The organism is Micromonospora sp. NPDC049275 (genome assembly GCF_043197115.1).
Taxonomy (GTDB): domain Bacteria; phylum Actinomycetota; class Actinomycetes; order Mycobacteriales; family Micromonosporaceae; genus Micromonospora.
The window spans coordinates 297,173-322,778 of sequence record NZ_JBICSN010000001.1 but is presented as its reverse complement, the minus strand read 5'-3'; the positions used below and the strand labels follow the sequence as shown (position 1 = coordinate 322,778).

Genomic DNA, 25,606 nt, shown 5'->3' with positions numbered 1-25,606 from the left:
ACCCACGGTTCGGCCTGCGGCGGCTCAGGCCGGGACGAGCTCCCGGCACCGGCGCAGTGCGGCGAGAGCGAGCGGCGCGTCCCTACCCGCGGTCCCGGCCTCCAGCTCGGCGACCGCCAACGCAGCGCGTGCCGGATCGCCCGTCAGCACTGCCGCCTCTGCCAGCACCACAACAGCATCTGCGGCCCACGCCAGGATTCCCTTGGCCCGCACCAGTGTCAGCGCCTCGGTGGCGTGCCGGACGGCCTCGTCCGGCCGTCCGGGCAGGGTCAACCGAGCCAGCGCCGAGAGCCCCTGCACCAGCGGCCAGATCGCGCCGACCCGCCTGGCGTCGGTCACCACCTCGCGCAACGCCTGTTCCGCGCGCCGTGTCTCGCCGTCCCCGGCGGCGGTGCGGCCCAGCACGGTGGCCAACTCGGCTCGCGCGTCGAGCAGGGTGACAGGCATCCGCTCGGCACTGGCCACCACTCGCGACAGCCGCTCGGCCAACCCGTCGAACCGTCCGGCCGCCCGGTCCAGCGACAGCTCCGTCACCTCCACCAGGGGAGCCAGCCGTTGGTATCCGGTCTCCTCGACCAGCTCGCGGCCGTCCGCGAGAAGTGCGGCGGCCCGATCCAGGTGCCCGGCGTGCAGAGCGCCCTGCGCCCAGTTCAGGCAGGCCCGCGCGTGTTCCCTGGGCCGGTCGGCCAGGGCGACCGCGCCGCGTAGCTCCTCGACGATCGCCCACGCCGCCGGGTCACCCAGCTCCAGCAGCAGCGAGGCGCGGGCGATGCGTACCGCGAGGTGCGCCGCCGGGTCCTGGCTGGCCGTGGCGGCGGCCTCCGCCTCCGCGCACCGGGCCAGGTGGTCGTCCACGTGCCGCCCCACCACGGTGTCGGGCGCCGCCAGGACCGCGAGGGCCGGGGCCCTGCGGCGCGGTGCCCGCAGGTACGGCACGGCCCGTTCGATCTCGGCGTACCCGCGCAGAGCCTCGCCCTGCTGGCGCAGCATCCGCCCGAGCACCAGACCCAGCTCGCCCCGGGTACCGGGCGGCAGCCGCCGGTCGGCCAACAGCCGCTCCAGCACGGGAATCGCGGTCGCCTGACTGAGCCCGTCGATCGCCGACCGACCGAGTTTGCCGGCCAGCCGGGCCCGTACCGGCCGGGGCAGCTCGGCGACGTCCATCGTCTGGAGCAGGAAGTCGGCGGCCGTGGCGTCGTCGCCGCGCTCGGTGGCGAGGTCGGCGGCGGCTTCGGCGTTGCGGACGAAGTCGGCGCCGCTGCCGGCCAGCCGGTAGTGGTAAGCGAGTTGGGCAACCGGCCTGGGCAACTCCTGCTCCAGCACCCGGGCGACGCGCAGGTGCAGCCACTCCCGGGTCTCCCGGGGCACCAGGTGGTACACCACCTGGCGGGCCAGGTCGTGGCGGAACCGCAACCCCTCGCCGGTGTCGTGCAGCAGGCCCGCCCGGTGCGCGGCGGTGAGCGCCGCGCCCACGGATGCCCGGTCCTGGGCGAGCACCGCGGCGAGGACGCGCTGATCAGGCGTCCGGCCCAGCACGGCGGCGGCGCCGAGCACCTCCCGGGTGGCATCGTCCAGCGGGCGCAGTCGCCAGAGCAGCACGTCCTGCAGGACGAACGGCACGCTGTCGTCGGCCAGCGGGTCGCCGCCCCGCTCGGCGAGCGTGCGCAGCACCTCCTCCACCACGAACGGGATGCCGGCGGTGCGGTCCAGCAGGGCGGCGGTGAGCCGGGGTGACGGGGCGTCCAGCCGCAGGGTCCGGGCGGCCAGACGGCGTACGTCGTCGGCGTCCAGAGGACCCAACAGAACGCGGGTGACCGCCCGGGGCGTACGCGAGAAGACGTCGTGGATCGGTGTGCTGCCGCCCGGTGGCGGCGTGCGGGCCGTCAGCACGACGGCCAGGCCGTCCACCGGACGGGCGCTGAGGTAGCCGAGGAATTCGCAGGTCGCCGGGTCGGCCCAGTGCAGGTCTTCGAGAAGCAGCGTGGCGGGGCTCAGCGCGGTCAGCACCGCGGCGACGGCCCGGAGCAGCCGGTGTCGTTCGGCAGCCGGGTCGGCCAACGGTGGCGGCACGGCGGGCAACGCGTCAGCCAGTTCGGGCAGGAGTGGCGCCAGGGCGCCGGCCACCGGGTTGAGCCCGTCGACCGGTCCCAGCCGGTCCGCGCCCGTCCGGATGGCGTCCAGCAGTACGCCGAACGGAAAGGGCTCCGGGACGTCGTCGCACTCGCCGACCAGGTGGCGGCCGGGAAGCGTGGCGAGGAGCTCGGTGATCAGGCGACTCTTGCCGATGCCGGGCTCGCCCTCCAGCAGGACCAGGCACGGCGGCGCGTCGACGAGCCGGCGGAGCCGGGCCAGTTCCGCCGTCCGCCCGACGAACTCGATGGCCCCGCGCAGGCGCGCGGGGCGGACGGAGGTGGAACCCCCGCCGCCCCACGTCGTGTTGTCGTCGTCGCCGCTCACCGTGCGGCGAGCAGATCACCCCCGCGTCGACGGTCGACCGGCCGGCGGGCCGGCGGTGACTCAGGTCACACGCCGGCCCGCCGGGTCGGTGCCACAGTCAGGACTGGACGGTGACCGGAACGGTCTTGAGCGAACCGTCGCCGTTGCGGAACTCCAGCACCCCGAGGTAGCGCTGCCCCGGGAGGAGTCCGAACCAGCGCAGGGTGAGGTTCGCCGTCGCGCCCGGCTGGACGCTGCGCTGCTTCGGGTCGATGGTGAACCGGCCGGTGGAGGTGCCGGGCGCGCCCGGTAGATAGCTGGTGACCGTGTACGCGTTCACGCCGTCCGGGATGTTCTCGGTGAACTCCTGCTCGACGACCACTATGTAGTCACCGGCGCCGTCCGGCAGCGTCACCTTGGCGCCGTCCCGACCGCTGGCCGTGGCGGTGACGAACTTCCCGTCCTTGTCGTAGACGTTGAGGCTGAACTCCGTGCACTCCATCACGCCCTCCTCGTCGTCCCAGTCGATGTGGGAGCAGGTGGGTCGCGCCGACGTCACCTGCACGAGCGGGCTGCGAGTGCCGGCCGGCACGTGCAGGGTGGTCCTGCTGATCGAGGCGGGCAGCGGCACCGGCAGGTTGTTCGACGTGCTCCAGTCCCAGCTCGGCCCGTCGCCCTTGAGGGTCGCCACGTTGCTGGTGCCCGAGGTCAGGCCGGAGAGCTGGGAGATCAACTGCCCCTTGTAGCCGGCCTCGGCGGCGATCCGGACGCTGCCGAAGGTGCCCTTGCCGGTGACGGCGTCGGGGGCGATCAGCCCCGAGTTGTGCACGATGAGCGGGGTGCGTACCCGGTGCTCGTACTGGTCGGTCCAGGTGAGCGCGCCGTCGGCCCAGGTGTCGAACGCGCCGCCGGTGTTGGTGACCTCCACAGTGAAGCTGGCGGACCTGCCGGGGCGGATCTGCATCTTCGCCGGGGTGACCTTGGCCTTGTAGCCCGGCGGGGCCTGCACCGAGGAGGTGTAGGTGCTGGTCCTGGTGCCGACGTTGGTGACGGTCCGGGTGACCGTCTGCTTGCCCACCATCCGGCCGAGCGCGATCGACGGGTAGTTGAGCTGGGCGGTGTCGATCGCGTCGATCGTGTCGCAGCCCTCCAGGTCGCCGAGCCCGAAGTCGCCCCCGCGGTCGGCGGACACCCCGCAGAGATACCGGATCCAGTCCTGCTGCTGGGAGTCGTACACCAGGCCCGGGTCGAAGGCGCTGCCCGGCTCGACCTGGCCGGCCCCGTAGTTGAGCGGGGTGGCGTCCCGGGTGCCGATCTTGATCGGGTTGCCCTTGTCGGTCCGGTCCGTAGCGCTGGTCATCAGCGCCGAGCGGACCGCCGCGGGCGACCAGTCGGGGTGCTTGGCCAGCAGCAGGGCGGCGATGCCCGCGATGTGCGGCGCCGCCATCGAGGTGCCCGACTCCAGTGCGAAGTCCTCCCCGCCGATGGACGGCGAGAACGCGGCCACGATGTCCTGTCCGGGTGCGCTGATGTCCGGCTTGAGCAGCTCGCCGGCGTTCAGGTTCGACGGGCCCGCCGACGAGAACGCGGCGACCGAGGGAGCTTCGACCGTCTCCAGCTTGCTCGGCGAGATGGTCGCCGTGGCGTTGCCCTTCGCGACGTACGCGGTGACGGTGGCCAGGTCGACCTCGTTGATGTGCACGGTCGGCACGGTCTGCACGTCGGCGTTGAGGGAGTTCAGCTCGTCGTTGTAGAGCACCATCCCGACGCCGCCGGCGCGGGCCACCTCGATGCTCTTGTCGGTACGCGGGATCTCACCGCGCAGGCAGAGCACGATCGCGCCTTTGACCTTGGCCGGGTCCAGCGTGTCGTCGGCGCAGAGACCCGCGCCGTACGCGCCGTCCGGGTCGAGCGCGCTGTCCCGCGCGAAGACCAGGCGTGCCGGCCCGACACCCGTCTCGCCGAGGCCGGCTCCGGTGATCTTGGTGCCGTTGCCGAGGGTGAGCGTCCGGTTGTTCTGCCTGTCGGTGGTGCTGGCCGCCACCGTGGTCACCCACGGGGTCGAGTTGTCGACAGTGTTCGCGTACGGGCCCGAGTTGCCGGCCGCCGCGGACACGAACACTCCGGCGGCCGCCGCGTTGAAGAACGCCGCGTCGACGGCGCCGAACTGCTCGCTGTCGTCCCCGATCGAATAGTTGATGACGTCCACGCCGTCGGCGACCGCGTCGTCGATCGCGTGCACGATGTCGATGTCCGTGCCGGACGCCGACCCGGCGCCGTTGTCGTAGAGCGCCTTGTAGATCGCCAGTCGGGCGGCCGGTGCCATGCCGGAGATCGAGCCCAGGTCGCGGCCACCCTGCGTCGCCCGCACGCCGTGGTTGCCGGCGGCGGTGCTGGCGGTGTGGGTGCCGTGGCCGTTGCGGTCCCGGGGCGAGGAGTAGTCGTCCGGGAACGCGTCGGCGATTCCGCTGTCGTTGTACCAGCGGGCACCGATCACCTTGTTGTTGCAGGCGACGGGCGCCTCGACACCGACGTCGCAGGTGCCCTTCCACTTGGCGTCGATGATCGCCTGGTCCGGACGAGGGCTGGGCAGCGCCGCGAAACTCGCGCTCTCCGGCCAGTACCCGCTGTCGATGACGCCGACGATGACGCCCTCGCCGGCGTGGGAGTCTCCGCCGAACTCCTGCTTCCACACGCCGTCGCGGCCGGTGAGGCCGAGGTAGTCGGGGGTGTGTGCGGTGGCGGCGTGCACCGTGTGGCTCTCGTACACCGCGCGCACGCCCCGCGTCGCGCGCAGCCGGGCGGCCTGCGGCCCGGTCAGGTCCGCGGCGAAGCCGTTGAACGCGGTATCCAGGGTCACCCGGGTGCGGTCGGCCGGCACGCCGACGCTGTCCAGGACGGCCGTACGCTTCTGCCGCAGGTGCTCACGGTAGGCGTTGGCGGTGCCGGAGGTTCGGTTCAGCTTGCCGCCGGGCGTCGGCTTGGTCGCCGCGATCCCCGCAACCCCGCCGGTGTACGTCGCCAACGGCTCCTCGGCGAGCTGAACCAGGTACCGGGCGGTCGGGCCGCTGCTGGTCGGGGCGGCGGTGGCGCTGGTGGGCAGGCTGGTCAGGCCGGCCGCGGTCAACGCCACGGCGGCCAGCATGCTGACCCCGCGCCTGGTCCTTCCGGGCCGATGTGTGATCGGTTGTGGCACGTCGTTGCCTCCACGTTCGGTGCCGGCCGCCACGACTGATGACGGTTGCCGAAACGTAGGATCGGCGGCGGTCATCCAGAAGCGCTCGTAACCTGCCCGACACCTTGGAAACAAGCTCGTAACGCAACGGGTACTTTGCGCGTCATTTGGGTTGGCGGTGCGGTGGTCGTCGCGCCTGCTGCCGCTGCGGCGCCTGCTGCCGTTCTCGCGCCTGCTGCCGTTGTCGCGTTTGCTGCCGTTGTCGCGCCTGCTGCCGCTGCGGCGGCCAAGCCACGGCGGCGGCCAGGCCACAGCCACGGATTACAGTTCCGCCATGGACGACACCGCCCGCGGCATACGGATCAGACGCGGTGGCCCGGCCGACGCACCCGCCGTCCTGAACATGCTCGACTCCGCGGTGATCTGGATGAACGATCGCGGCAATACCGAGCAGTGGGGCACGACGCCGTTCTCGGAGAAGCCCGGCGGGGTCGAGATGGTCGATCGCTACCTGACCGAGAACCTTCCGTACATCGCGGAGCTGGACGGCACACCGGCCGCCGTCCTGGTGTTGGACTCCGGGCCTGCTCCACAGGCACCGATCGCACCCGCGGAAGAACCCGAGCGGTACGTCCGCCTGCTGGTCTCCGACCGACGATTCGCCGGCCGACACCTCGGGTCGGCCCTGCTGGCGCACGCCGTGGAGGAGACCCGGCGAGCCGGCGTGCGGTTGCTACGGGTCGACTGCTGGGCGGGCGGCGGCGGCGAGTTGGTGGCCTTCTACGAGCGCCACGGGTTCACGTCCACCGAAACCTTCCAAGCTGGAGCCTGGCCGGGGCAGGTGCTGGCCCAGCGGATCGGCTGACCGCGAGCAGCAGGAAGGTGGCGGGGTGCCGGGGCTACGTGCGGCGGTGGTATTGGTTGCGGCGGGGGAGTTGGTCGGGGTCGAGCCAGGCGGGTGGGGTGAACTCGGGGCGGCCGTCGCCGGCCAACCGGACGGTCCAGTCGCCGTGGTGGATGTGCCGGTGGTGATGGCCGCAGAGCAGGACGGCGTTCGCGAGGCTGGTGTCGCCGCCGTCGGCCCAGTGGTGGATGTGGTGGGCGTCGCACCAGCGTGGTGGGCGGTCGCAGCCGGGGAAGGCGCAGCCACGGTCACGGAGGACGAGTGCCCGGCGGAGTGCCCCGGTGATGAGCCGACGTTGGCGGCCGACGTCGAGGACCTGGCCGGCGCCGCCGAGGACGGCGGGCAGGACGGCGGCGTCGCAGGCGAGCCGGCGGACCGTTTCCGGGGTCAGCCCGAGGCCGGTGTCCAGTGTGCCCGCGTCGAGCTGCCGCACGAGGCCGTCGAAGCTGGTGGTGACGACGAGCTGGGCGACCTCACCGCCGTGTTCGGGCAGCTCGCCGGTGCGCAGGGTGAGCCGGCAGAGGTCGGCGAAGGCATCGTGTCGGCGTTGCCCGGGGGAACGGTGGTCATCGGGACCTGACGGCGCGGTCAGGGGGTCGATGGCGGCACGCAACAGGCCGGCGGTTTCGGTGTCGAGGATGCCTGTGAGTCGGAGGCGGCCGTCGGTGAGAGTGGACAGAGTGACGTGGCGGTCGCGGGCGGCTCGGCGGGCCTCGGCCTCCAACGCGGTCTTCGCGGCGGCGTCGGCGACCTCTGGTGCGACGTGGTCGAGGATTCGCAGGCTCAGCTTGCGGAGCAGCGTGGGGTCGAACTGCCCGGCCCATTCCACGAGTACGCCCACCGCCTTGTCAGCGACCGCCGCACCGGCGGTGCTCCGCACGGTGTCGACGGTGTCGGTGATGATCCGGGCCTGATCGAGCGTGATGTCGGCATCGGCCAGCGCCTGCCGTACTCCCGGGTTGCCGGTGTCGAGCGCGGCGGCGAGGTCGACGAGGCGACGGGCGGTGGGAACGGTGAGGCGCAGTCGTTCGCGGAGCCACACCGCCGTGGAGGACGCGCCCTGCGCGGTAGGTATGCCTCGGCCGTCCAGCTCGCGAATGAGCGAGAGTTTGACGGCGGCGAGCCGTTGCTCGATGCGGTGCGCCGCGTCGAGCGCGGCGACGAGGTCGTCCGCCGGGAGGGCCCAGGCGGCGCCGTCGGCGCAGGCTGCGACCGCACCTTCCGCCTGCGTCAACTCCTCAACCATGACCCGAGAATAGAACAGGTGTACGACACTTTCAGTCACCAAGATCGATCGATCTTCAGCCGCTGACCGGCCTGCTCGCGGCACCCGGCCCGCCGAGAGCTGTCGGCCTGCTCGCGGCGCCTGGCTTGCCCGCAGTGCCCGGCTTGCCCGCAGTGCCCGGCTTGCTCGCAGTGCGCGGCCCGCCCGCAGCCACTGAACCGCCGGGAGCTGCCGGATCATCCGGACTGCCGGGCGCGCCAGTACCGTCGGCGGTTGGCTGACACCCGGGTGTCAGTTGCGGCGGATCAGACCTGGCCCGGCGGTGATGTCGATGTCGCCGCTCTCGATGTCGTGTCCGGCCGCGCAGCGGAGTACGGCACGGACCGGTTCGCCGCAGTCGTGGTGGGTGGCGAGGATGCCGGGGCCGGCCTCGTCCGCGCTCCAGGTGTCGCCCCAGTTGCGCAGTGCGGTGATGACCGGCAGCAGTTCGTGACCCTTGCGGGTGAGTTGGTACTCGTGGCGGGTGCGCTGCCCCGGCTCCCGGTAGGGAATTCGTTCGAGCAGGCCGGCGGCGACCATGTCCTTGAGGCGGGCCGCCATGGCGGGCTCGCCGACCCCGACCCGCTGGACGAAGTCGTCGAACCGGCGCGTGCCGAGCAGCGCCTCGCGCAGGATCAGGATCGTCGAACGGCTGCCCACGATGTCCATCGCCCGTGCGACGGAGCAGTTCTCCATCGACCAGGAGTCGCGGTCGTCCCGTAGGTCCTCCATGTGGCCCAGCCTACCTGACTTGCGCTGAGGTTAGCCAGGTGATTCACTGGGATGCTGCTGACTTTTGCGAAGGCAAGCCAGCAGGACTCCAACCCGAGGACGCCTTGTGACCACCAGCAGCACGGCCCCGACCGAGCCGGCCAGCACCCAGCCGGCCAGCACCCAGCCGGCCAGCACCGAGCCGGCCAGCACCGAGCCGGCCAGCACCGAGCCGGCCAGCACCGAGCCGGCCAGCACCGAGCCGGCCAGCACCGAGCCGGCAGTCACCACCCGTACGTCCGTTCGCGGCTCCCGGCCGGTGACCCTGATCGCCATGTGTCTCGGTGCGATGATCACCTTCCTGCAGATCACCGCGACGGTCTCCGCCCTGACCACCATCCAGGCCGACCTTCGGGTCGATCCGACCACCGTGATCTGGATCCCCAGCGCCTACACCCTGGTCGTGGCGAGCCTGGTGCTGTCCGCCGCGACCCTGGGAAATCGTTACGGGCGCAGGCGCATGTTCGGCGCCGGTGTCGTCGCGATGATCGTCGGCGGTGCTGTCGTGGCCAGCGCACCCACCGTGGCCTGGGTGCTTGTCGGTCAGCTGGTCGCGGGCCTCGGCGGCGCCCTGATCCTGCCGAACAGCCTGGCGATCCTCGGTGCCACGTTCACCGACCCGCACCGCCGTACCGAGGTCATCACCGCCTGGTCGGCCGCCTCCGGAATCGGGCTGGCGATCGGCCCGCTCATCGCCGGCGCGCTGCTGCGTCACCATTCGTGGCACAGCGTCTACCTGTCGGTGATCGTGCTGGGCGTGGTCACCCTCGTCGTCGCCGCGATCGGGGTGGTCGAATCGCGGCCCAGCGCCGGACGACTCGACCTGCCCGGTCTGCTGCTCGGCACCGTCGCCATCGCCGCCGCCGTCTACGCCATGATCCAGGGCGGACGCGACGGCTATGCCAGCCCCGTCGTGGGGATCGCCTGGGTCGTCTCGGCCGTCGCGCTTGTCACTTTCGTCCTGGTCGAGCTGCGGAGCAACAACCCGATGCTGGACGTACGGCTGTTCCGCTCGGCGTCGTTCAGCGCTGTCATGGTCGTCGCCGCGGTGTCGCTGTTCGGCTTCACCGGCGTAGCGATCCTGCTCGTCCTCTTTCATGAGCGCGCCCAGGCGCTCAGCCCGCTGGACACCGGCTGGCGGATGCTTGTGCTCTTCGGGGCGTACGTGCTCGTGGCCTTCGCCGCCGGCCGGACCATCCGACGCACCGGGTTCAAGGCGCCACTCAGCGTCGGCCTGGTGCTCGGCGCGGTGGCCAGCTTCGGGCTGGCGGCGCAGGGGCCGACCACGACGTTCGAGCACCGCTGGGCGTTGTTCGCGTTGTTCGGCGCCGCCAGCGGGCTGGTGGTGGCCCCGGCGACTGCCGCGGCGTTGGCCAGCGTGGCGCCCGCCCAGGCCGGCATGGCCGCCGGCGCGGTCAACGCCTCCCGTCAGGTCGGCTCGGTGCTGGGATCGTCCCTGCTGGGCACGCTGCTCACCACCACGATGCTGGCCGACCTGCCCGACCGTCTCGCCGCACACCAGGTCGGCGAACCCACCCGTACCGCCGTGCAGGCGGCGGTGGCCGCCGGCGCGACAGGCGACCAGCCGCTGCCCGATCCGGTCCGGGCGGCGCTCGCCGAGGCCATGACCTCCGGAGTCCAGGCCGGCCTGCGGATCAGCGGCATCGTCTTCCTGGTCACCGCCGTGCTCGCGCTCACCCTCATCCGCAACCGCCCGCACCAGCACTAGGGTCGGCACCGGCACCGGCCCCAAGGCCCGGGCCCGCCAGCAGCGGGACCAGGGCCGAGCCGGCGACGGCACCGGGATCCGGCCCGCGCCGGCACGAGGTGACAGCCGCGCCCGGCCCGGGTCCCGTGCCGGCACGAGGTCGTCACGGCCGCGCCCGGCCCGGCCCCGGCCCGCGCCGGCACGAGGTGACAGCGCGCACGGGGCCCGTGCCGGCACGAGGTCGTCACGGCCGCGCCCGGCCCGGCCCCGGCCCGCGCCGGCACGAGGTGACAGCGCGCACGGGGCCCGGGCCCGTGCCGGCACGAGGTCGTCACAGCCGCGCACGGCCCGGCCCCGGTGCCGGTGGGCTGCGGTCAGCCGCCGATGGTGTCCAACTCCGCGATCGCGTCGGCCGGCAGCGTCAGGTCGGTCGCGGCGAGGTTCTCCCGCAGGTGTGCCAGCGTCGAGGTGCCCGGGATCAGCACGGTCGTGGGGGAGCGCTGCAGCAGCCAGGCCAGGGCGACCTGCTGTGGCGAGGCGCCCACCCGGGTGGCCACGTCGTTGAGGATGTCGGACTGCAACGGCGTGAATCCGCCGAGCGGGAAGAACGCGGCGAACGCGATGTTCTCCGCTGCGCACCGGTCCACCAGGGCGTCGTCCTGCCGGTGCGCGAGGTTGTAGAGGTTCTGCACGGTGACCACCGGGGCGATGGCCTGGGCCTCGGTGAGCTGGGTGAGCGTGACGTTGCTGAGCCCGAGGTGCCGGATCAGCCCCTCCTGCCGCAACTCCGCGAGGGCGCCGAACTGCTCGGACAGGGGATCGTCACCGGTGCCCTCCGCCACGCCTACCCGCAGGTTGACCACGTCGAGGACGTCCAGGCCGAGGTGTTGCAGGTTGTCCCGGACCTGGGCCTTCAGTTCCTCCGGCTGCAACGCCGGGATCCAGGAACGGTCGGCGCCGCGGCGCGCGCCGACCTTGGTGACCAGGTGCAGATCCTCGGGGTACGGGTGCAGGGCCTCGCGGATCAGCTCGTTCACCACCACCGGGCCGTAGAAGTCGCTGGTGTCGATGTGTCGGACGCCCCGGTCGACGGCCTCGCGCAGCACGGCGAGGGCCTGCTCACGATCGCGCGGCGGGCCGTAGACGCCGGGGCCGGCGAGCTGCATCGCCCCGTAGCCCATCCGGCTCAGGGTGAGGCCGTCGGCGGGGGTCAGGGAGCCGCCAGGAAGGTTGTCGCTCATGTCGTTCCTCTATCCGTTGTCGTCGTGGATATGCGGCGGTCCGAAGATCGGCCTGCGACAACTGTCCGTCGACATCCGTCCGACCGGCAGGGCGAGGCGTTCCTGGTAGTGACACGGCCAGTCACCGGGCGGTGGGGCGATCTACCGTCAGAGGCATGGACGCCACCAACCAGCTCGGCGACTTTCTGCGTGCGCGGCGGGAACAGGTCCGGCCCGAGGACGTCGGTCTCGGCCCGGGCGTCGGCCTGCGCCGGGTTCCTGGCCTGCGCCGGGAGGAGGTGGCGATGCTGGCCGGCATCAGCGCCGACTACTACCTGCGGTTGGAGCAGGGCCGTGAGCGGCACCCGTCGGTGCAGGTCCTCGACGCGCTCGCCGGGGTGCTCCAACTGGACCCGGAGGCCACCGCGTACATGATCGGGTTGACGCGTCCGCGGTCGCGCCGGGCGGTCCGGCCGGCCGTCGAGCGGGTGCCGGCCAGTGTCCTGCACCTGGTGCGCGAGCTCCCGATGCCGGCCTTCGTGCAGAACCGCTATCTCGACATTCTGGCGTCGAATCGAATGGCGAGGGCGCTGTCGCCGAACCTCGCTCCGGGTGCCAACCGGCTCCGTGCGGTGTTCCTGGACGCGGCGGAACGGGAGTTGTTCCGGGACTGGCGGCAGGCGATGCAGAGCGTGGTGGGGCAGATGCGCGCCGACTCGGCCGGGGACGCCGACGACCCGCGACTGACGGCGCTGGTGGGTGAGTTGTCGCTCAAGAGCGACTGTTTCCGCCAGTTGTGGGCCCGACACGAGGTGCGGCGGCGCGAGGGTGTGGTGAGTCGGCTGCACCACCCCGAAGTGGGTGATCTCGACCTGTACTGCGACAAGCTCGCGGTCGCCGGCGCCGAGGGGCAGCTCCTGGTGATCTACCACGCCGAGCCCGGTACGGAGTCGGCACGGTCGTTGGCGCTGCTCGGCTCGATCGCGGCCAGCACACCGGACGCCGGCGCGGACAGCCTCCGGGCCGGCGATCCCGCACGCCTGTATCCGCTGGAGTGAGAGCGGACCGTGGGGTTGACGAAGGATGTTTGTGAGTGCACACTTACAAACATGCGATCCACCGCCGAGGCCCGCCGAGCCACCGTCCTGAACGCCGCCGTGTCGGCGTTCGCGCGCACCGGCTTCCACGCCACCCCGGTCACCGCCGTGGCGGCCGCCGCCGGCATCTCCGAGGCGTACGTCTTCCGGCTCTTCGCCGGGAAGCTCGGACTGTTCGTGGCGGCGGCCGGGGCGTGCTTCGAGCGGATCGTCGTGGCGCTCGAAGCCGGGGCGGAGCGTGCCGGCGACGCCGGACCGGAGGAGGTCCTGGAGGCGATGGGCGACGCCTACGCCGAGCTGATCGCCGACCGCGATCTCCTGCTGTTCCAGGTGCAGGCGCAGGCCGTCACGGACGTCGCCGAGATCGCCGAGGCGGTGCGGGCCGGCTACAAGCGGGTCGCCACCTTCGTGCGGAGTCGGTCCGGCGCCAGCGACGCGCAGGTGCAGCAGTTCTTCGCGTACGGCCAGCTCTGCCACCTGATCGTGACCGCCGGCCTGGAGCAGGTGCCCGAGCCGTGGGCCCGTGCGCTTACCGCAGGCATCCGCCACCCCTGACCCCCGCTCGCACCGATCGGGCCGCTTCCCGGCGGCCCACTTTTTCCGGCAATTATGTGTGTGAGTGCACACTTACAAACCGAAGGAGAACAGAGATGACTACCGACCGGATGATCACCGAAGTGGTACTGCCCGGTGTGGTGGAGCCGGACGGACTCCAGGTCAACAGACGTGCCATGCCCGTTCCCGCCGCGGGGCAGGTGCTCGTCGAGGTCGAGGCGACCGGAATCTCGTTCGCCGAGCAGCAGATGCGCCACGCTCTCTACCCCGGCCAGCCGAAGTTCCCGTTCGTGCCCGGCTACGACCTCGTCGGCACGGTGCGGGCGGTGGGGCCGGGCGGCGACGACGCGCTGATCGGCACCCGGGTCGCGGCGGTCACCAAGACCGGCGCCTGGGCCACCTACGCGCTTGTCGACATCGACGCCCTGACCCCCGTACCCGCCGATCTGGACCCCGCGGCGGCCGAGACCGTCGTCGTCAACGGGGTGACCGCCTGGCAGATGCTGCGGGACGCCGACCTGAAGGCCGGCCAGACCATCCTCGTGCACGGCGCGAACGGCGGTGTGGGGAGCGTGCTCGTCCAACTCGGCCGACACCTCGGCCTGCGAGTCATCGGCACCGCCGCCGCACGGCACCACGCCGGGCTGCGCGAACTCGGCGTCGAACCGCTCGACTACCGCGACCCGGAAATGGCCACCCGCATCCGCGAGCTGTCGCCGGGTGGCGTCGACGCCGTCTTCGACCCGGTCGCCGGCCCGGGCGTACGCACCTCGTACGCCCTGCTCGCTCCCGGCGGAAAGCTTGTCGTCTACGGCAACGCCGCCGCCGTGGGCACCGGGCAGTCGGTCGCCTGGGTCTTCGTGAAGCTGCTCGCCCGCCTCTACACCTGGAACGCCCTGCCGAACGGTCACCGGGTGGGGTTCTACAACTTCTGGTCCGGCCGCCGCACCCGTCCCACGGCGTTCTGGCGTCGGCTGCGTACCGACCTCGGCACCGTGCTCGATCTGCTGCGGCGGGGCGTGATCGTGCCGCAGATCGCCGCCCGTTACCCGCTCACCGAGGTCTCCGCAGCGCTGGCCTTCGCCGAGGCTCGCACCCGGCCGGGCAAGGTCGTGCTGGAACCCTGACCGCCGGCCCGCGGAGGCGGGGATGCGGTGCGCGTGCAGCGGCACCGGCCGGGGCGTACGCTGGGCATGTCGCCCGGGGCCCCCGGTGGCCGCCGGATGTCGCCGCCACCAGCCCGTCTGGGCATCACCGATCGTCCATTCCCGTCGCTGCGGCGTGTTTGCCGTGGTGGTTGGCGCCGGCCACGTCCCGCCGGTCGGGTTTCACCCAGGACGGCACGTTCGGGTTCGCGGCGTTTGCCGGAGAAGGCATCCCACCCGCGCTTTCACACCGCCGTCCAGGCGCATCACAGGTCCGGACGGCTCAACCAGGGAGCACCAGATGAGGATCGCCAGGCACAGGATCGTCAGCGCGCTACGCGATCGAGGCCAGCAGGCCCGGGCCGACTGGGTCGAGCGTGAGCTGCCGGAACGCGTCGACCCGGCCAAGCACTCCGGGCTGCTCGCCACCCTGCACCTCGACCCAGCCGATCTCGCCGACGCGCCGTCTCCGTGCGGATCGCGCTGCTCGGGCCGGTCGCCTGGCGTACGCCCCCGCACCACTACGGTCCCTGGGAGCAGGTGACCGGCCTGCTCGCCGAGGGCCTGGTCAGCCGCGGTGTGGACGTGACGCTCTTCGCGACACTGGACTCGGTCACCTCCGCCCGGCTCGACGGCGTCGCCCCCACGGGGTACGCGGACGACCCGGCCCTGGACGGCCGGGTGTGGGAGGCGATGCACGTCTCCCACGCGTTCGCCCGCTCGGCGGAGTTCGACCTGGTGCACAGCCACCTCGACTGGCTGCCGCTGGCGTTCGCGGAACACTGCCACGCTCCACTGCTCACCACAGTGCACGGATTCTCCGGGGCCGGGATCCTGCCCGCCTACGCCCGAGCTCGCTCGTCGTACGTGTCGATCTCCGACGCCGACCGGGCGCCGGAGCTCGACTACGTCGCCACTGTCCACCACGGCGTCGACATCGGTGGGCTGCCCTTCACCGGTGACGCCGGCCCGGGACTGGCCGCGTTCGGCCGCATCCACCCCGACAAGGGCACCCACACCGCTATCGAGATCGCCCGCCGCTCCGGCCGACCCCTGACCATCTGCGGCATCGTGCAGGACGAGCGGTACTTCGCCGAGCAGGTGGCCCCGCACATCGACGGCGACCGGGTCGTCTTCCTCGGCTCGGTCGGCCCGCGCCGACGCGCCGAGGTGCTGGGCGCCAGCACCGCCCTGCTGCATCCGATCGCGTTCGACGAACCGTTCGGGCTGTCGGTGGTGGAGTCGATGGTCTGCGGCACGCCTGTCGTCGCGTACGCCCGGGGATCCATGCCGGAGGTCGTCGACGAGGGCGTCACCGGGTGCCTCGTCCACACCGTCGAGCAGGCCGTCGACGCGGTGACCCAGGCCGCCGGCCTCGACCGGGCCGCCTGCCGGGAACGGGCCCGGCAACGCTTCGACGCGGACCGGATGGTCAGCGACTACCTCGCCGTCTACGACCACCTCATCCGCCGTGACGCCGCGCCCGTCGAGCGACAGGTCGTTCCCGACCTGGCGACAGTGGTCTGACACCCCACCCGTAGCTGATCACCCCCCGAACACGTTCCGCCGGTCACACACGCTGACCGGCGTGCGCCGTCACCGCGTGAGGTGTGCCCCCGTACCGCGGTGGCGGCCGACAACCGGAAGGCCAGACGTTCATGCCCAGCTACGGATTCCTCAGCACCCACCCGCCGACGCGGTGTGGACTGGCCACCTTCAACTCCGCCCTCGCCGCCCAGCTCACCGCCGACGGCACGCGCGGTGGGATCGTCCGGGTCACCGACCACGGCGACGACCAGCGGCCCGCCCCCGGGGTGGTGCACACCTGGTCGGCGCGGACCCCGGCCGGCTGGCGGGACGCCGCCTCCGCTCTCAACACCTTCGACGTGGCCATCGTCCAGCACGAGTACGGCATCTACCCGGGCGCCGACGGCGCGGACGTCCTGCCGTTGTTGCGCCGGCTCACCGTCCCGAGCATCGTGGTCCTGCACACCGTTCTGCGCGAGCCCTCCGCTCGGCAGAAGTCCCTGCTCGAGCAGATCGTCGCCACCGCCGGGGCGGTCGTCACGATGACCGACACCGCCCGGGATCGACTGCTCATCGGCTACGACGTGCCGCTGGAGAAGGTGACCGTCATCCCGCACGGCGCCGCCGAACTCACAGGTGTGCCCGTCGACAGGCGTACCCGCCCGCACCTGCTCACCTGGGGACTGATCGGCCCCGGGAAGGGCATCGAGTGGTCACTGCGCGCCCTCGCCCGGTTGCAGGACCTGGAACCGACCCCCACCTACACCGTCGCCGGACGGACCCACCCGAAGGTGATCGAGCACCACGGCGAGACGTACCGGTCGGGGCTGCACCAGCTCGGCGCCCAGCTGGGGATCGCGCACGCCGTGGACTACCAGGACATCTACCACGACCAGGATGACCTCGCCCGCCTGATCCGCTCTGCCGACGTGGTCGTCCTGCCGTACGACTCCCGCGAACAGGTCACCTCCGGCGTGCTCATCGAGGCGGTGACCGCCGGAGTGCCAGTCGTGGCCACCGCGTTCCCACACGCCGTCGAGCTGCTCACCGGGGGGCCCGGTCTGGTCGTACCCCATCAGAACCCGGCGGCGTTGGCCCTGGCGATCCGGCGGGTCCTGACCGAGCCGGGCCTCGCGACCCGGCTGGCCGGCCGGGTCCGGCCGCTGGCCGCGGATCTGTGCTGGCCGGCGGTGGCGGCCCGCTACGGCATGCTCGCCGAACGGCTCACCGACGTACGTCCGCCCGTGGTCAGCGCGGCGTCGGCGTGACCGCGACCGCCGGCCGTTCCCGGGCGACCCCCCGAAGGCGGTGGGTGACCGCGCCCGCGCCGAGCTTCGCGCACCTGGCCCGGCTGAGCGACGACACCGGCCTGTTCGAGCACGCCCGTCACGCCATCGTCCGCCGGGAGCACGGCTACTGCACCGACGACGTGGCTCGTGGCCTGGTCGTTCTCTGCCGCGAGCCGGAGCCGACGGGGGAGTTGCTGCGGCTCGCGGAGCGTTACCTCGCGTTCCTGACGCACGCGCAGGACGCCGGCGGCGCCTTCCACAACCGGCTCGGACACGACCGGCGCTGGACCGACGAGCCCGGCCTCGGCGACTGGTGGGGCCGAGCGCTGTGGGGGCTGGGCACGGCCGTCGCCCGTAGTCCCGCCGCCTGGATACGGGAGGAGGCGCTTGTCGCCTTCAGTCGCGGGGCGACGCGGCGATCCCCCGCGCCGCACGCGATGGCCTTCGCCGGGCTCGGCGCGGCCGAGGTGCTGCGTCGCCATCCGGGGCACGTGACCGCGGCGGCGTTGCTGGCGGACGCGGCCAGCGCCGTCGGCGCACCGGACACCGACGCGCGGTGGCAGTGGCCGCAGCAGCTGTTGACCTACGCCAACGCGGCCCTCGCCGAGGTCGTCATCGTCGCCAGTCAGCTGCGCCACGGTGGCCCGCCCCTGGACGAGGGCCTGCGGATGCTTGCCTGGTTGCGGGACGTTCAACTCCGCGACGGGCGGCTGTCCGTCGTACCCGCGGCCGGCTGGCGACGCGGCGCCGTACGGCTCCACCACGACCAGCAGCCGATCGAGGTCGCGGCCCTCGCCGACGCCTGCGCCACGGCCGCCACTGTCACCGGTGACCCGGCCTGGGAGGACGGGATCCGGCAGGCGATCGGTTGGTTCCTCGGTGACAACGACCTCGGCACGCCGATGTGGGACCCGGGTACCGGCGGCGGTTACGACGGGTTGACCGCGCACGGCCCCAACCTCAACCAGGGCGCCGAATCCACCCTCGCGCTGATCTCCACGCTCCAGCACGCCCGGCGGTGGTCGTGACCGACGCCCTGGCCGTCCGCCAGGACGTCACCCTCACCCCAGACCCGCGCCGGGTCGTCGTCAAGCTCTTCGTCCCGGGCGAGGACGCGGCGGTGGTACGCACCCGCGCGCGGGCACTGATCGAGCGTGTCGCGGGCCTCGACGGCGAGGAGACCGACCGGCTGCTGCGGGACACGCTCGACCGCTTCGGCGCCCGGCACCGCGACCTCGCCGCGACGTTCCAGCACCACTACGACCTCGTGCGGCACCGCGCCGCCCGCGCCCCGGACCTGTCACCCGCCAGTCGGCTCCTGGTCGGGGCCTATTTCAGCCACGAGTACGCGGTCGAGGCCGCCGCCCTGTGCAACCCGTCGATGGTCGCCCACCCCGACCAGAGCCGGTTGGGCGCCGGGCAGTTGCGTGTCGCGGTCAGCCTCCGCCAGATCGGCGAGGGTCACCTGTCGTCGATCGGGTTCGCCAGCGCGGTTCTCGGGCCGGGGCACCAGCTCACCGTCACCGACCGGTCCGGCCCCCTGGTCGTCGGACAGCGGACGGGAGTCCGGCACCGCCGGGATCTGCTCGTGGCCGGTCTGGCCGAGAAGGACTGCGACAACGAGATCACCGCCACGGTGCTGGACGCGCTGCCCGACAGGTACGACGAGGCCACCTTCGAGCGGGTGCTCGGCGCTCTGCCGCCGGATCTGCTCTCCCGCAGCACCGGGCTGGACACGCTGGAACACCTGCGCCGTACCAATGCCGGCAGCTACGCCACCGCCTTTCCCGCCGACACGCTTCTGCACGAACGCGTGCTCTGGCCGGCCACCCCGGCGGAGAGCAACGGCATGGAGGACGCCCGGTTCGTCCGCTGCACCGACGGGTCCGATCCGGTCTACCGGGCCACCTACACGGCCTACGACGGCCGGAACATCGCTACCCGGGCACTGGTCAGCCCCGATCTGCGCCACTTCGAGATGACACCTATGCGCGGGCCGGGAGCCCGCAACAAGGGGGTCGCGCTGTTTCCCCGTACCGTCGGCGGGCGGCACCTGGCGCTCTGCCGCGCCGACGGCGAGACCATCGGCCTGACCGTGCTGGACGCGGACAACCGTTGGCAGCCACCGGTTCCGCTGCACGCACCTCTGGACAGCTGGGAACTGATCCAGGTCGGCAACTGCGGATCTCCCATCGAGACCGAGGCGGGTTGGCTCGTGCTCACCCACGGTGTCGGGCCGATGCGTCGGTACGCGATCGGTGCGCTCCTGCTCGACCTGCACCAACCGGATCGGGTGGTCGCGCGCCTGCCCGGCGTGCTTCTGTCGCCCGAACGGTCCGACCGGGACGGCTACGTGCCGAACGTCGTCTACTCCTGCGGCGGGCTCATCCACGACGGTGACCTGTGGCTGCCGTACGGCGCCAGCGACGCCCGGGTCGGCTTCGCCACCGTGCCGGTGGCCGCACTGCTCGCCGCGATGGTGGACGCCCGGCGAGGTTGAGCGCAGGCGGGCCGACGGCCGATGCGGCGGTCGGGCCGACGGGCCACGGCGGTCGGATGGATCAGGCGAAGTCCGCGGCGAGGTGCCCGCGCAGCGTGGCCAGCGCCCGGGTGATCAGCCGGGAGACGTGCATCTGGGAGACACCGATCTGTTCGGCGATCTGGGCCTGGGTCAGGTTGCCGTGGAACCGCAGGCTGAGGATCCGTCGTTCGCGTTCCGGCAGCGTGGCGAGCGCCGGGCCGAGGGCGACGCGGAGGTCGACGCGGTCGAACTCGTGGTCGTCCTCCCCGAGGGTGTCGCCAAGCTCCATGCCCCCGTCGATTCCCATCGGGGTGGACAGTGAGGTCGCCCGGTACGCGCGGGCACCCTCCAGCCCCTCCAGCACGGTCTCCTCGGAGACGTCGAGGTAGGTCGCGATGTCGGCCACCGTGGGCGAGCGGCCCAGGGTGTGCGTCAGCGTGCTGTTGGCCGCGGTGATCGAGAGCCGGAGTTCCTGGAGACGACGCGGCACCCGCACCGCCCAGGTGCGGTCCCGGAAGTACCGCTTGATCTCGCCGACGATGGTCGGGATGGCGTACCCGCTGAAGTCGACACCCCGCGTGGCGTCGAAGTGGTCGACGGCCTTGATGAGGCCGACCATTGCGGTCTGCGTCAGATCCTCGTCCGGGGCGCCGCGCCCGGAGTAGCGGCGGGCCAGATGGCGGGCGAGCGGCAACCACGCCTCGATGGCGCGCTCCCGTAGCGCCGGTCGGCGCGGGTCGTCGGCGGGGGTGCTGGCCAGCTCGACGATCAGCTCGTCGGTGCCGGCGGTGTTCCGTCGACTGAGGGCGGTGGGGGACTCGACAGTGGTGACCATGGGCTGGTCCTCTCCGCGCATGCCCGTCGACCAGGGCGACCGGAGGAATCCGATGCGCTGTCGGCAGGACCACAACCACGGGCCTCGCCGCCGCGTCATGTCGTTCAGGTGATGGGGGGCACGTTACCCGAAAGTTTGAATTATTACTAGCCGAAAGGATGAGCTTGGGCTGCTTGGTGCGCTGTGCGGTGAGGTCTCGGGGGCACCCCGGCGGCCGGACACCCGGCCGCCGGGGCACCTCGTCAGGAGTCGAGCTGTCGGCGTCGGCGCGCAAGCAGCAGCAGGGCTGCGCCGCTGGCGACGAAGATGCTGCCGACCGCGCTCAGGGCGGGCAGCAGGCCGCCGCCACCCCTACCGCCGGTGACGGGCAGCTCGGTGCGGGTGGGGGTCCCCGTCGGCTGGCCGGTCGGGGTGCCCGTGGGCTGTCCGGTCGGTGTCCCGGTGGGCTGGCCCGTCGGTGTCCCGGTCGGCGTCCCGGTCGGGGTGCTGGTGGGCGTGCCGGTCGGCTGGCCGGTCGGGGTCGACGTGGGGGTTCCCGTCGGCTGGAGACAGGCGGGCGCGTTGATGGTGTTGGTGTCGAGGGTGACTTCACCGGTCTGTGCCAGGGCGCGGCCCTGGAGGGTGGCGCCGGTGTTCATGGCGATCGAGGTCTGGGCCAGGATGTTGCCCATGAAACGGCTGCCGGTGCCGATCGTGGCCGAGCTGCTCACCTGCCAGTAGACGTTGCAGGGCGAGGCGCCGTTGATGAACACCACGCTGCTGTTGGAGGCGGTGACGAGGGTGGAGGAGATCTGGAAGATGAACACCGCCGCCGGATCGTTCTGGCTGTCGAGCGTCAGCGCCCCGGTCAGCTGTGCGGCACCGATGCGGTAGACCCCCGGAGTCAGCGTGGTGCCGCCCAGTTCGGCCGGCAGGTTGGTGAACGGCGTCCGGCCGGCAGCGTCGATGTACGCTGCGGTGAGGTCGTTCTTGGCCTGTAGCGCCACGGCGTCGGCCAGGTGGATCTCCCCGGCGACGACGCCTGGTGGGAAGCCGGTAGCGGCGCTGCCCGGGCTGACACCCAGGCTCTGCGCCAGGAAGCTCGGCCCCGTGTTGGTGACCCTCTCGCCGGCCAGTACGGAGAAGTTCGCGGCCGTTCCGAGGTTGACCGGCGCCTCGGCTGCGCTCGCGCCGGTGCCGCTGAAGACGAGTACGGCGACGGCCAGGCCGCCGGCGGCGACGGCCGTCAACGCGGACATGAGCGCGCGAGGTCGGCGCAATAATGTGCTTGTCACGATGTGCCCTTTCACGAATGCGTCTCACCGGACACCGATCGGGTCGGCTGTGGGGCGGCCGACCCGGACCGCAGATGGACGTAATCGGACTTTTGCATAACTAATTGGCAAAGATTGCATAACGGCCAACATCCCTCCAAACAACCCACGTTCACCGCTCGTCGACGCAGGAACGTGAGGGACGGCAGGGAGTCCCTCGTCTCGCCGGGCCCTCACGTATTGGCCAGTTGGCCGCCGGGCTTCTACGGTGGTCAGGACACGGGAGGTGGAGCGTGGTCGACGCCGGCGACGCGGCGCGTTGGCTGCAGCTCAACGCACCCCGGGGCGGGCCGGACGAGTTGTCGCTCCTGGTAACCCGGGCCGCGTCGGCAGTCGGTGCCACCGAGATCGTGATCTATCTGGCCGACTACACGCAGTCCTGCCTCGTACCCCTGCTGGGCGCCGGTCTCGCCCGGGACGAGCTGACGATCGAGACGACTCTCGCCGGTCGGGCGTTCACCACCCTCGACGTGCAGCGTGCCGCCGACAACCCGGACCGACTCTGGGTGCCCCTGCTGCTCGGCTGCGAGCGGCTGGGCGTGCTGGAGGTCGTCTCGCCGGCCGCCGATGACCAGGCGTTGGACGGACCGGCCTGGGAGTTGGCGGTCAACATCGCTCAGGTCCTGGTGAACCGCCGGCTCTACGGCGATGTCGTCGAGCGGATGCGGAGGCGTCTGCCGATGCAGGTCGCCGCCGAGATCGTGTGGGGGCTGCTGCCGCCGCTGACCTTCGCGACCGACGACCTGGTGATCACCGCGATCCTCGAACCGTGCTACGACGTCGGCGGCGACATCTTCGACTACGCGCTGAACGGCGACGTGCTCAGCCTCGGGCTCTTCGACACCTGCGGGCACGGCATCAAGGCGAGCACCCTGGCCTCGCTGGTGGTCAGCGCGTACCGCAACGCCCGCCGGTCCGGCCTCGACCTCGTCGACACCGCGATCAGCATCGACAAATGGGTGCGCTCCGAGCACCCGAGCTACTTCGCGACCGCGCTGCTCGCCGAGCTGGACCGGCGCACCGGTCGGCTCCGGATCATCAACGCGGGCCACCCCGGCGCCATGCTGCTGCGCGACGGCAAGGCCATCCGGGAGCTGCCGGGGCCGACCGCGCTGCCGCTCGGCCTGGGTCACCTGTCCGAGGCACGACCCCAGGTGTACGAGGAGGAGCTGCACCCGGGCGACCGCATCCTCGCCTACACCGACGGCATCACCGACGCGAAGAGCATCGACGGGGAGCGGTTCGGGCCGGACCGGCTCGTCGACTTCGTCAACCGTGCCCTCAACGACGGGCTGCCCAGCCCGGAGACGATGCGCCGCCTGGTGCGTGCCGTCCTCGCGTACCAGGACGAGCAGCTCGACGACGACGCCACGGCCCTGTTCCTCGAGTGGCAGCCCCCGCACCAGCCGTTGGCGCACCTGCGGCACGTCACGGCGTCCCAGGCCTGACCGTCGAGTGGGATTTTGCACTCCCAGTGCACTTGTCTTGAGAATCCGAGGCTGTCTAGCGTCAGGCCATGGCTGACTCGTGGACCTTCGCCGTGGACCGTGCCGACCTGCGCCACACCACGCTCGCCGACGTCGAGTCGCCGGCGCTGCCCGACGGCGCGGCGCTGCTGCGCGTCGACCGCGTCGGCCTCACCGCAAACAACGTGACGTACGCGGTGCTCGGCGACGCGATGCGCTACTGGGAGTTCTTCCCGCCCGGCCCGCGCGGGCTCGGGCCGCAGTGGGGGCTTCCGCCGCTCTGGGGCTTCGCCGACGTGGTCGCCTCGACGGCTGCCGGGGTCGAGGTCGGCCAACGGGTCTACGGTTACCTGCCTCCCGCCGGCCATTTGGTGGTCCGGCCGGACCGGGTGGACGCCTCCGGGTTCCGCGACGCGAGCCCGCACCGGGCCGAGCTGCCCTCGCCGTACAACGCCTACCGGTCGACCACGTCAGACCCCGTGTACGAGGCCGGGCAGGAGGATCTGCTCATCCTGTTCCGGCCGCTGTTCTTCACCTCGTTCATGCTGGCCGATCAGGTGATCGACAACGACTTCTACGGCGCGCGGTCGATAGTGCTGTCGTCGGCGTCGAGCAAGACGGCGTACGCGGCCGCGTCCGAACTGCACGGTCGCGGCCCGCGCCTGGTGGGGCTCACCTCGCCCGGAAACGTCGCGTTCACGCGGTCCCTCGGCTGCTACGACGACGTCGTCGCGTACGACGACATCGAATCCCTCGACGCGCTCCCGACCGTCTATCTCGACCTGTCCGGCGCGCCCGCGACCCGGGCCGCGCTGCGCGGTCACCTCGGCGACCGGCTCGTCCGGGACATCGCGGTCGGGCTCACCAATCAGACGCCCAACGCGGACGCCGCCGGGGAGGTCTTCTTCGCGCCGGTGCAGATGCGCAAGCGCAGCCGGGACTGGGGCCGCGACGGGCTCGACAGGCGGTTCACCGACGCCTGGCAGCGGTTCGTCCCGGCGGCGAGCGGGTGGGTCGACGTGCGGGTCGGCAACGGTCCCGAGGCCCTGCGACACGCATGGCTCGACGTCCTCGCCGGTCGTACGCCGCCGCGGGTGGGCCACGTCGTCCAATTCTGAGCCGGCGTTACGGGACGATCGCGTCCACGTAGCCACCGTCGACCCGGACCGCCGCGCCCGTCGTCGCGGAGGCGAGCGGCGAGGCGAGGTACGTGACCATGTTGGCGATCTCCTCGGGCTCGATGAGCCGCTGGAGCAGCGACTGCGGCCGGTGCTGTCGCATGAACTCCCGCTGCGCCTCCTCCCACGGCAGGCTGTCGCCGACGAGTTCGGCCACGAAGTCCTCCACGCCCCCGGTGTGGGTCGGCCCGGCGAGCACCGAGTTGACTGTCACGCCGGTACCGGCGGCGGCCTTCGCGAACCCGCGCGAGACACCGAGCAGGGCGGTCTTCGAGACGCCATAGTGGATCATCTCGGCGGGGATGACGACAGCAGAGTCACTGGCGATGTACTGCACCCGACCCCAACCGCGGTCCATCATCCCGGGCAGGTAGGCGCGGGTCAGCCGGACGCCGGCCAGCACGTTCACCTCGAAGTAGCGACGCCACTCGTCGTCGGTGATCTCCAGGGCCGGAGTGGGGCCGAAGACGCCGAGATTGTTGACCAGGATGTCGACGCTGGGCAGGAGGTCGAGCACGCGAGCCGTACCGTCGTCGGTCGACACGTCGGCGTCCACCTCGACGACCTCGACGCCGGGGACCTCGCCGCGCAGCGCCGTGGCCGCGCGTTCGACCGAGGCGGCGCTACGGCCGTTCACTGCCACCCGGGCCCCCGCGCGGGCGAGCCCGACCGTGATGGCGGCGCCGATGCCCTGGGTCGAGCCGGTCACCAGCGCGGTCCTGCCGGCAAGGTCGATCTGAAGCGTCATGTCTGTCCTGTCCGTTCGCACCAACCGACCCCGGGTCGGGGGACGGCTTCCGCAATCTCGACCGTAGCCGTGCCGAGGAGACCCGGCACTGCGAGTCGGACACCTCACCTCCCCACCTCGGTCGGGACGGAAGCCGCAGGCGATCGGCTGGTGACGTTGGTCCCGTACCCGCCGGTTGCCCCCGGCGGCTAGGCTGTGGGTGCGGGCACCGATGGCCCATCGCCGGGCCCGCCCCTCCGCCTCTCCACGGCTTCTAAGCTGCCGACGACTGAGTCGAGCGCTGCCGTGCACATCTCCTGGAGCACCTCGTGCCCGATATGACGTCCGCCCGGAACCCCTTCACCATCGAGGGGGGCAGGGTCGTCGACGACGAGCGCAGTCCGACCGCGGACGTCAGTGCCGCGTCCATGACCCGCCTGCGTACCCCCTTCGCGGCGGAAGCCGAGGCCGGCGC

The 25,606-nt window shown here is 72.0% G+C and carries 19 protein-coding genes; 11 read left to right on the top strand and 8 right to left on the bottom strand.

From position 1 onward, the window contains the following. Positions 1–24: 24 nt before the first annotated feature. Together ACGFIE_RS01525 and ACGFIE_RS01520 are read right to left on the bottom strand one after the other, a co-directional pair. Entirely contained in the window at positions 25–2,457 is a 2,433-nt protein-coding gene (locus tag ACGFIE_RS01525) for an ATP-binding protein (RefSeq protein ID WP_393289916.1), read from the bottom strand. A 97-nt stretch (positions 2,458–2,554) separates the two neighbouring features. Continuing rightward, complete coding sequence (locus ACGFIE_RS01520; protein WP_393289914.1) at positions 2,555–5,569, bottom strand: S8 family serine peptidase; 3,015 nt, start codon at positions 5,567–5,569, stop codon at positions 2,555–2,557. 220 nt (positions 5,570–5,789) lie between these two features. Between ACGFIE_RS01520 and ACGFIE_RS01515 the strand changes: the two genes are divergently transcribed. Continuing rightward, the gene (locus ACGFIE_RS01515; protein ID WP_393291233.1) at positions 5,790–6,476 is read left to right on the top strand and encodes a GNAT family N-acetyltransferase; all 687 of its coding nucleotides are present in this window, start codon (positions 5,790–5,792) and stop codon (positions 6,474–6,476) included. Between the two features lie 34 nt (positions 6,477–6,510). On the opposite strand, the gene ACGFIE_RS01510 is transcribed toward ACGFIE_RS01515, so the two are convergent. Together ACGFIE_RS01510 and ACGFIE_RS01505 are read right to left on the bottom strand one after the other, a co-directional pair. Beyond that, positions 6,511–7,761, bottom strand: coding sequence for a DUF222 domain-containing protein (locus ACGFIE_RS01510; RefSeq protein ID WP_393289912.1), 1,251 nt, complete (start codon positions 7,759–7,761; stop codon positions 6,511–6,513). Positions 7,762–8,031: 270 nt separating this feature from the next. Next, positions 8,032–8,511, bottom strand: coding sequence for a winged helix-turn-helix transcriptional regulator (locus tag ACGFIE_RS01505; protein WP_393289910.1), 480 nt, complete (start codon positions 8,509–8,511; stop codon positions 8,032–8,034). Positions 8,512–8,617: 106 nt separating this feature from the next. Here ACGFIE_RS01505 and ACGFIE_RS01500 point away from each other — a divergent pair, with 106 nt between their 5' ends. After that, a complete protein-coding gene (locus ACGFIE_RS01500) occupies positions 8,618–10,279 on the top strand; it encodes an MFS transporter (protein ID WP_393289908.1) in 1,662 nt (553 codons plus the stop codon). Between the two features lie 353 nt (positions 10,280–10,632). Here the strand turns inward: ACGFIE_RS01500 and ACGFIE_RS01495 are convergent, their stop codons facing one another. Further along, the gene (locus ACGFIE_RS01495; RefSeq protein WP_393289906.1) at positions 10,633–11,499 is read right to left on the bottom strand and encodes an oxidoreductase; all 867 of its coding nucleotides are present in this window, start codon (positions 11,497–11,499) and stop codon (positions 10,633–10,635) included. 155 nt (positions 11,500–11,654) lie between these two features. On the opposite strand from ACGFIE_RS01495, the gene ACGFIE_RS01490 reads away from it, so the two are divergent. The 7 genes from ACGFIE_RS01490 (at position 11,655) to ACGFIE_RS01460 (ending at position 19,591) form a co-directional block, all read left to right on the top strand. Beyond that, a complete protein-coding gene (locus ACGFIE_RS01490; RefSeq protein ID WP_363684943.1) occupies positions 11,655–12,536 on the top strand; it encodes a helix-turn-helix transcriptional regulator in 882 nt (293 codons plus the stop codon). Positions 12,537–12,587: 51 nt separating this feature from the next. Continuing rightward, a complete protein-coding gene (locus ACGFIE_RS01485; protein ID WP_393289903.1) occupies positions 12,588–13,130 on the top strand; it encodes a TetR/AcrR family transcriptional regulator in 543 nt (180 codons plus the stop codon). A gap of 95 nt (positions 13,131–13,225) precedes the next feature. Next, on the top strand, positions 13,226–14,257 hold the full coding sequence (locus ACGFIE_RS01480; RefSeq protein ID WP_393289900.1) for a medium chain dehydrogenase/reductase family protein: 1,032 nt from the start codon (positions 13,226–13,228) through the stop codon (positions 14,255–14,257). 489 nt (positions 14,258–14,746) lie between these two features. Beyond that, the gene (locus ACGFIE_RS01475) at positions 14,747–15,802 is read left to right on the top strand and encodes a glycosyltransferase family 4 protein (RefSeq protein WP_393289897.1); all 1,056 of its coding nucleotides are present in this window, start codon (positions 14,747–14,749) and stop codon (positions 15,800–15,802) included. A 131-nt stretch (positions 15,803–15,933) separates the two neighbouring features. Beyond that, the gene (locus ACGFIE_RS01470; protein WP_393289895.1) at positions 15,934–17,070 is read left to right on the top strand and encodes a glycosyltransferase; all 1,137 of its coding nucleotides are present in this window, start codon (positions 15,934–15,936) and stop codon (positions 17,068–17,070) included. 44 nt (positions 17,071–17,114) lie between these two features. After that, positions 17,115–18,119 carry a glycosyltransferase gene (locus ACGFIE_RS01465; RefSeq protein WP_393289893.1) on the top strand — a complete coding sequence of 335 codons (1,005 nt, stop codon included), beginning with the start codon at positions 17,115–17,117 and terminating at the stop codon, positions 18,117–18,119. Beyond that, on the top strand, positions 18,116–19,591 hold the full coding sequence (locus ACGFIE_RS01460; RefSeq protein WP_393289890.1) for a glycoside hydrolase family 130 protein: 1,476 nt from the start codon (positions 18,116–18,118) through the stop codon (positions 19,589–19,591). The genes ACGFIE_RS01465 and ACGFIE_RS01460 overlap by 4 nt, the downstream gene beginning before the upstream one ends. Positions 19,592–19,652: 61 nt before the next feature. Here the strand turns inward: ACGFIE_RS01460 and ACGFIE_RS01455 are convergent, their stop codons facing one another. Both ACGFIE_RS01455 and ACGFIE_RS01450 read right to left on the bottom strand, forming a co-directional pair. Continuing rightward, positions 19,653–20,447, bottom strand: a complete 795-nt coding sequence (locus tag ACGFIE_RS01455; protein WP_393289888.1) for an RNA polymerase sigma factor SigF — start codon at positions 20,445–20,447, stop codon at positions 19,653–19,655. A gap of 242 nt (positions 20,448–20,689) precedes the next feature. Then, the gene (locus ACGFIE_RS01450; protein WP_393289885.1) at positions 20,690–21,721 is read right to left on the bottom strand and encodes an ice-binding family protein; all 1,032 of its coding nucleotides are present in this window, start codon (positions 21,719–21,721) and stop codon (positions 20,690–20,692) included. A gap of 272 nt (positions 21,722–21,993) precedes the next feature. Between ACGFIE_RS01450 and ACGFIE_RS01445 the strand changes: the two genes are divergently transcribed. Continuing rightward, positions 21,994–23,208 carry a PP2C family protein-serine/threonine phosphatase gene (locus tag ACGFIE_RS01445; RefSeq protein ID WP_393289882.1) on the top strand — a complete coding sequence of 405 codons (1,215 nt, stop codon included), beginning with the start codon at positions 21,994–21,996 and terminating at the stop codon, positions 23,206–23,208. A gap of 68 nt (positions 23,209–23,276) precedes the next feature. Then, entirely contained in the window at positions 23,277–24,344 is a 1,068-nt protein-coding gene (locus ACGFIE_RS01440) for a DUF2855 family protein (RefSeq protein WP_363684969.1), read from the top strand. Positions 24,345–24,351: 7 nt separating this feature from the next. Here ACGFIE_RS01440 and ACGFIE_RS01435 read toward each other — a convergent pair whose 3' ends face one another. Then, positions 24,352–25,152: an SDR family NAD(P)-dependent oxidoreductase gene (locus ACGFIE_RS01435; protein ID WP_393289879.1), complete on the bottom strand. Its 801-nt coding sequence runs from the start codon at positions 25,150–25,152 to the stop codon at positions 24,352–24,354. Between the last annotated feature and the right edge of the window lie 454 nt (positions 25,153–25,606).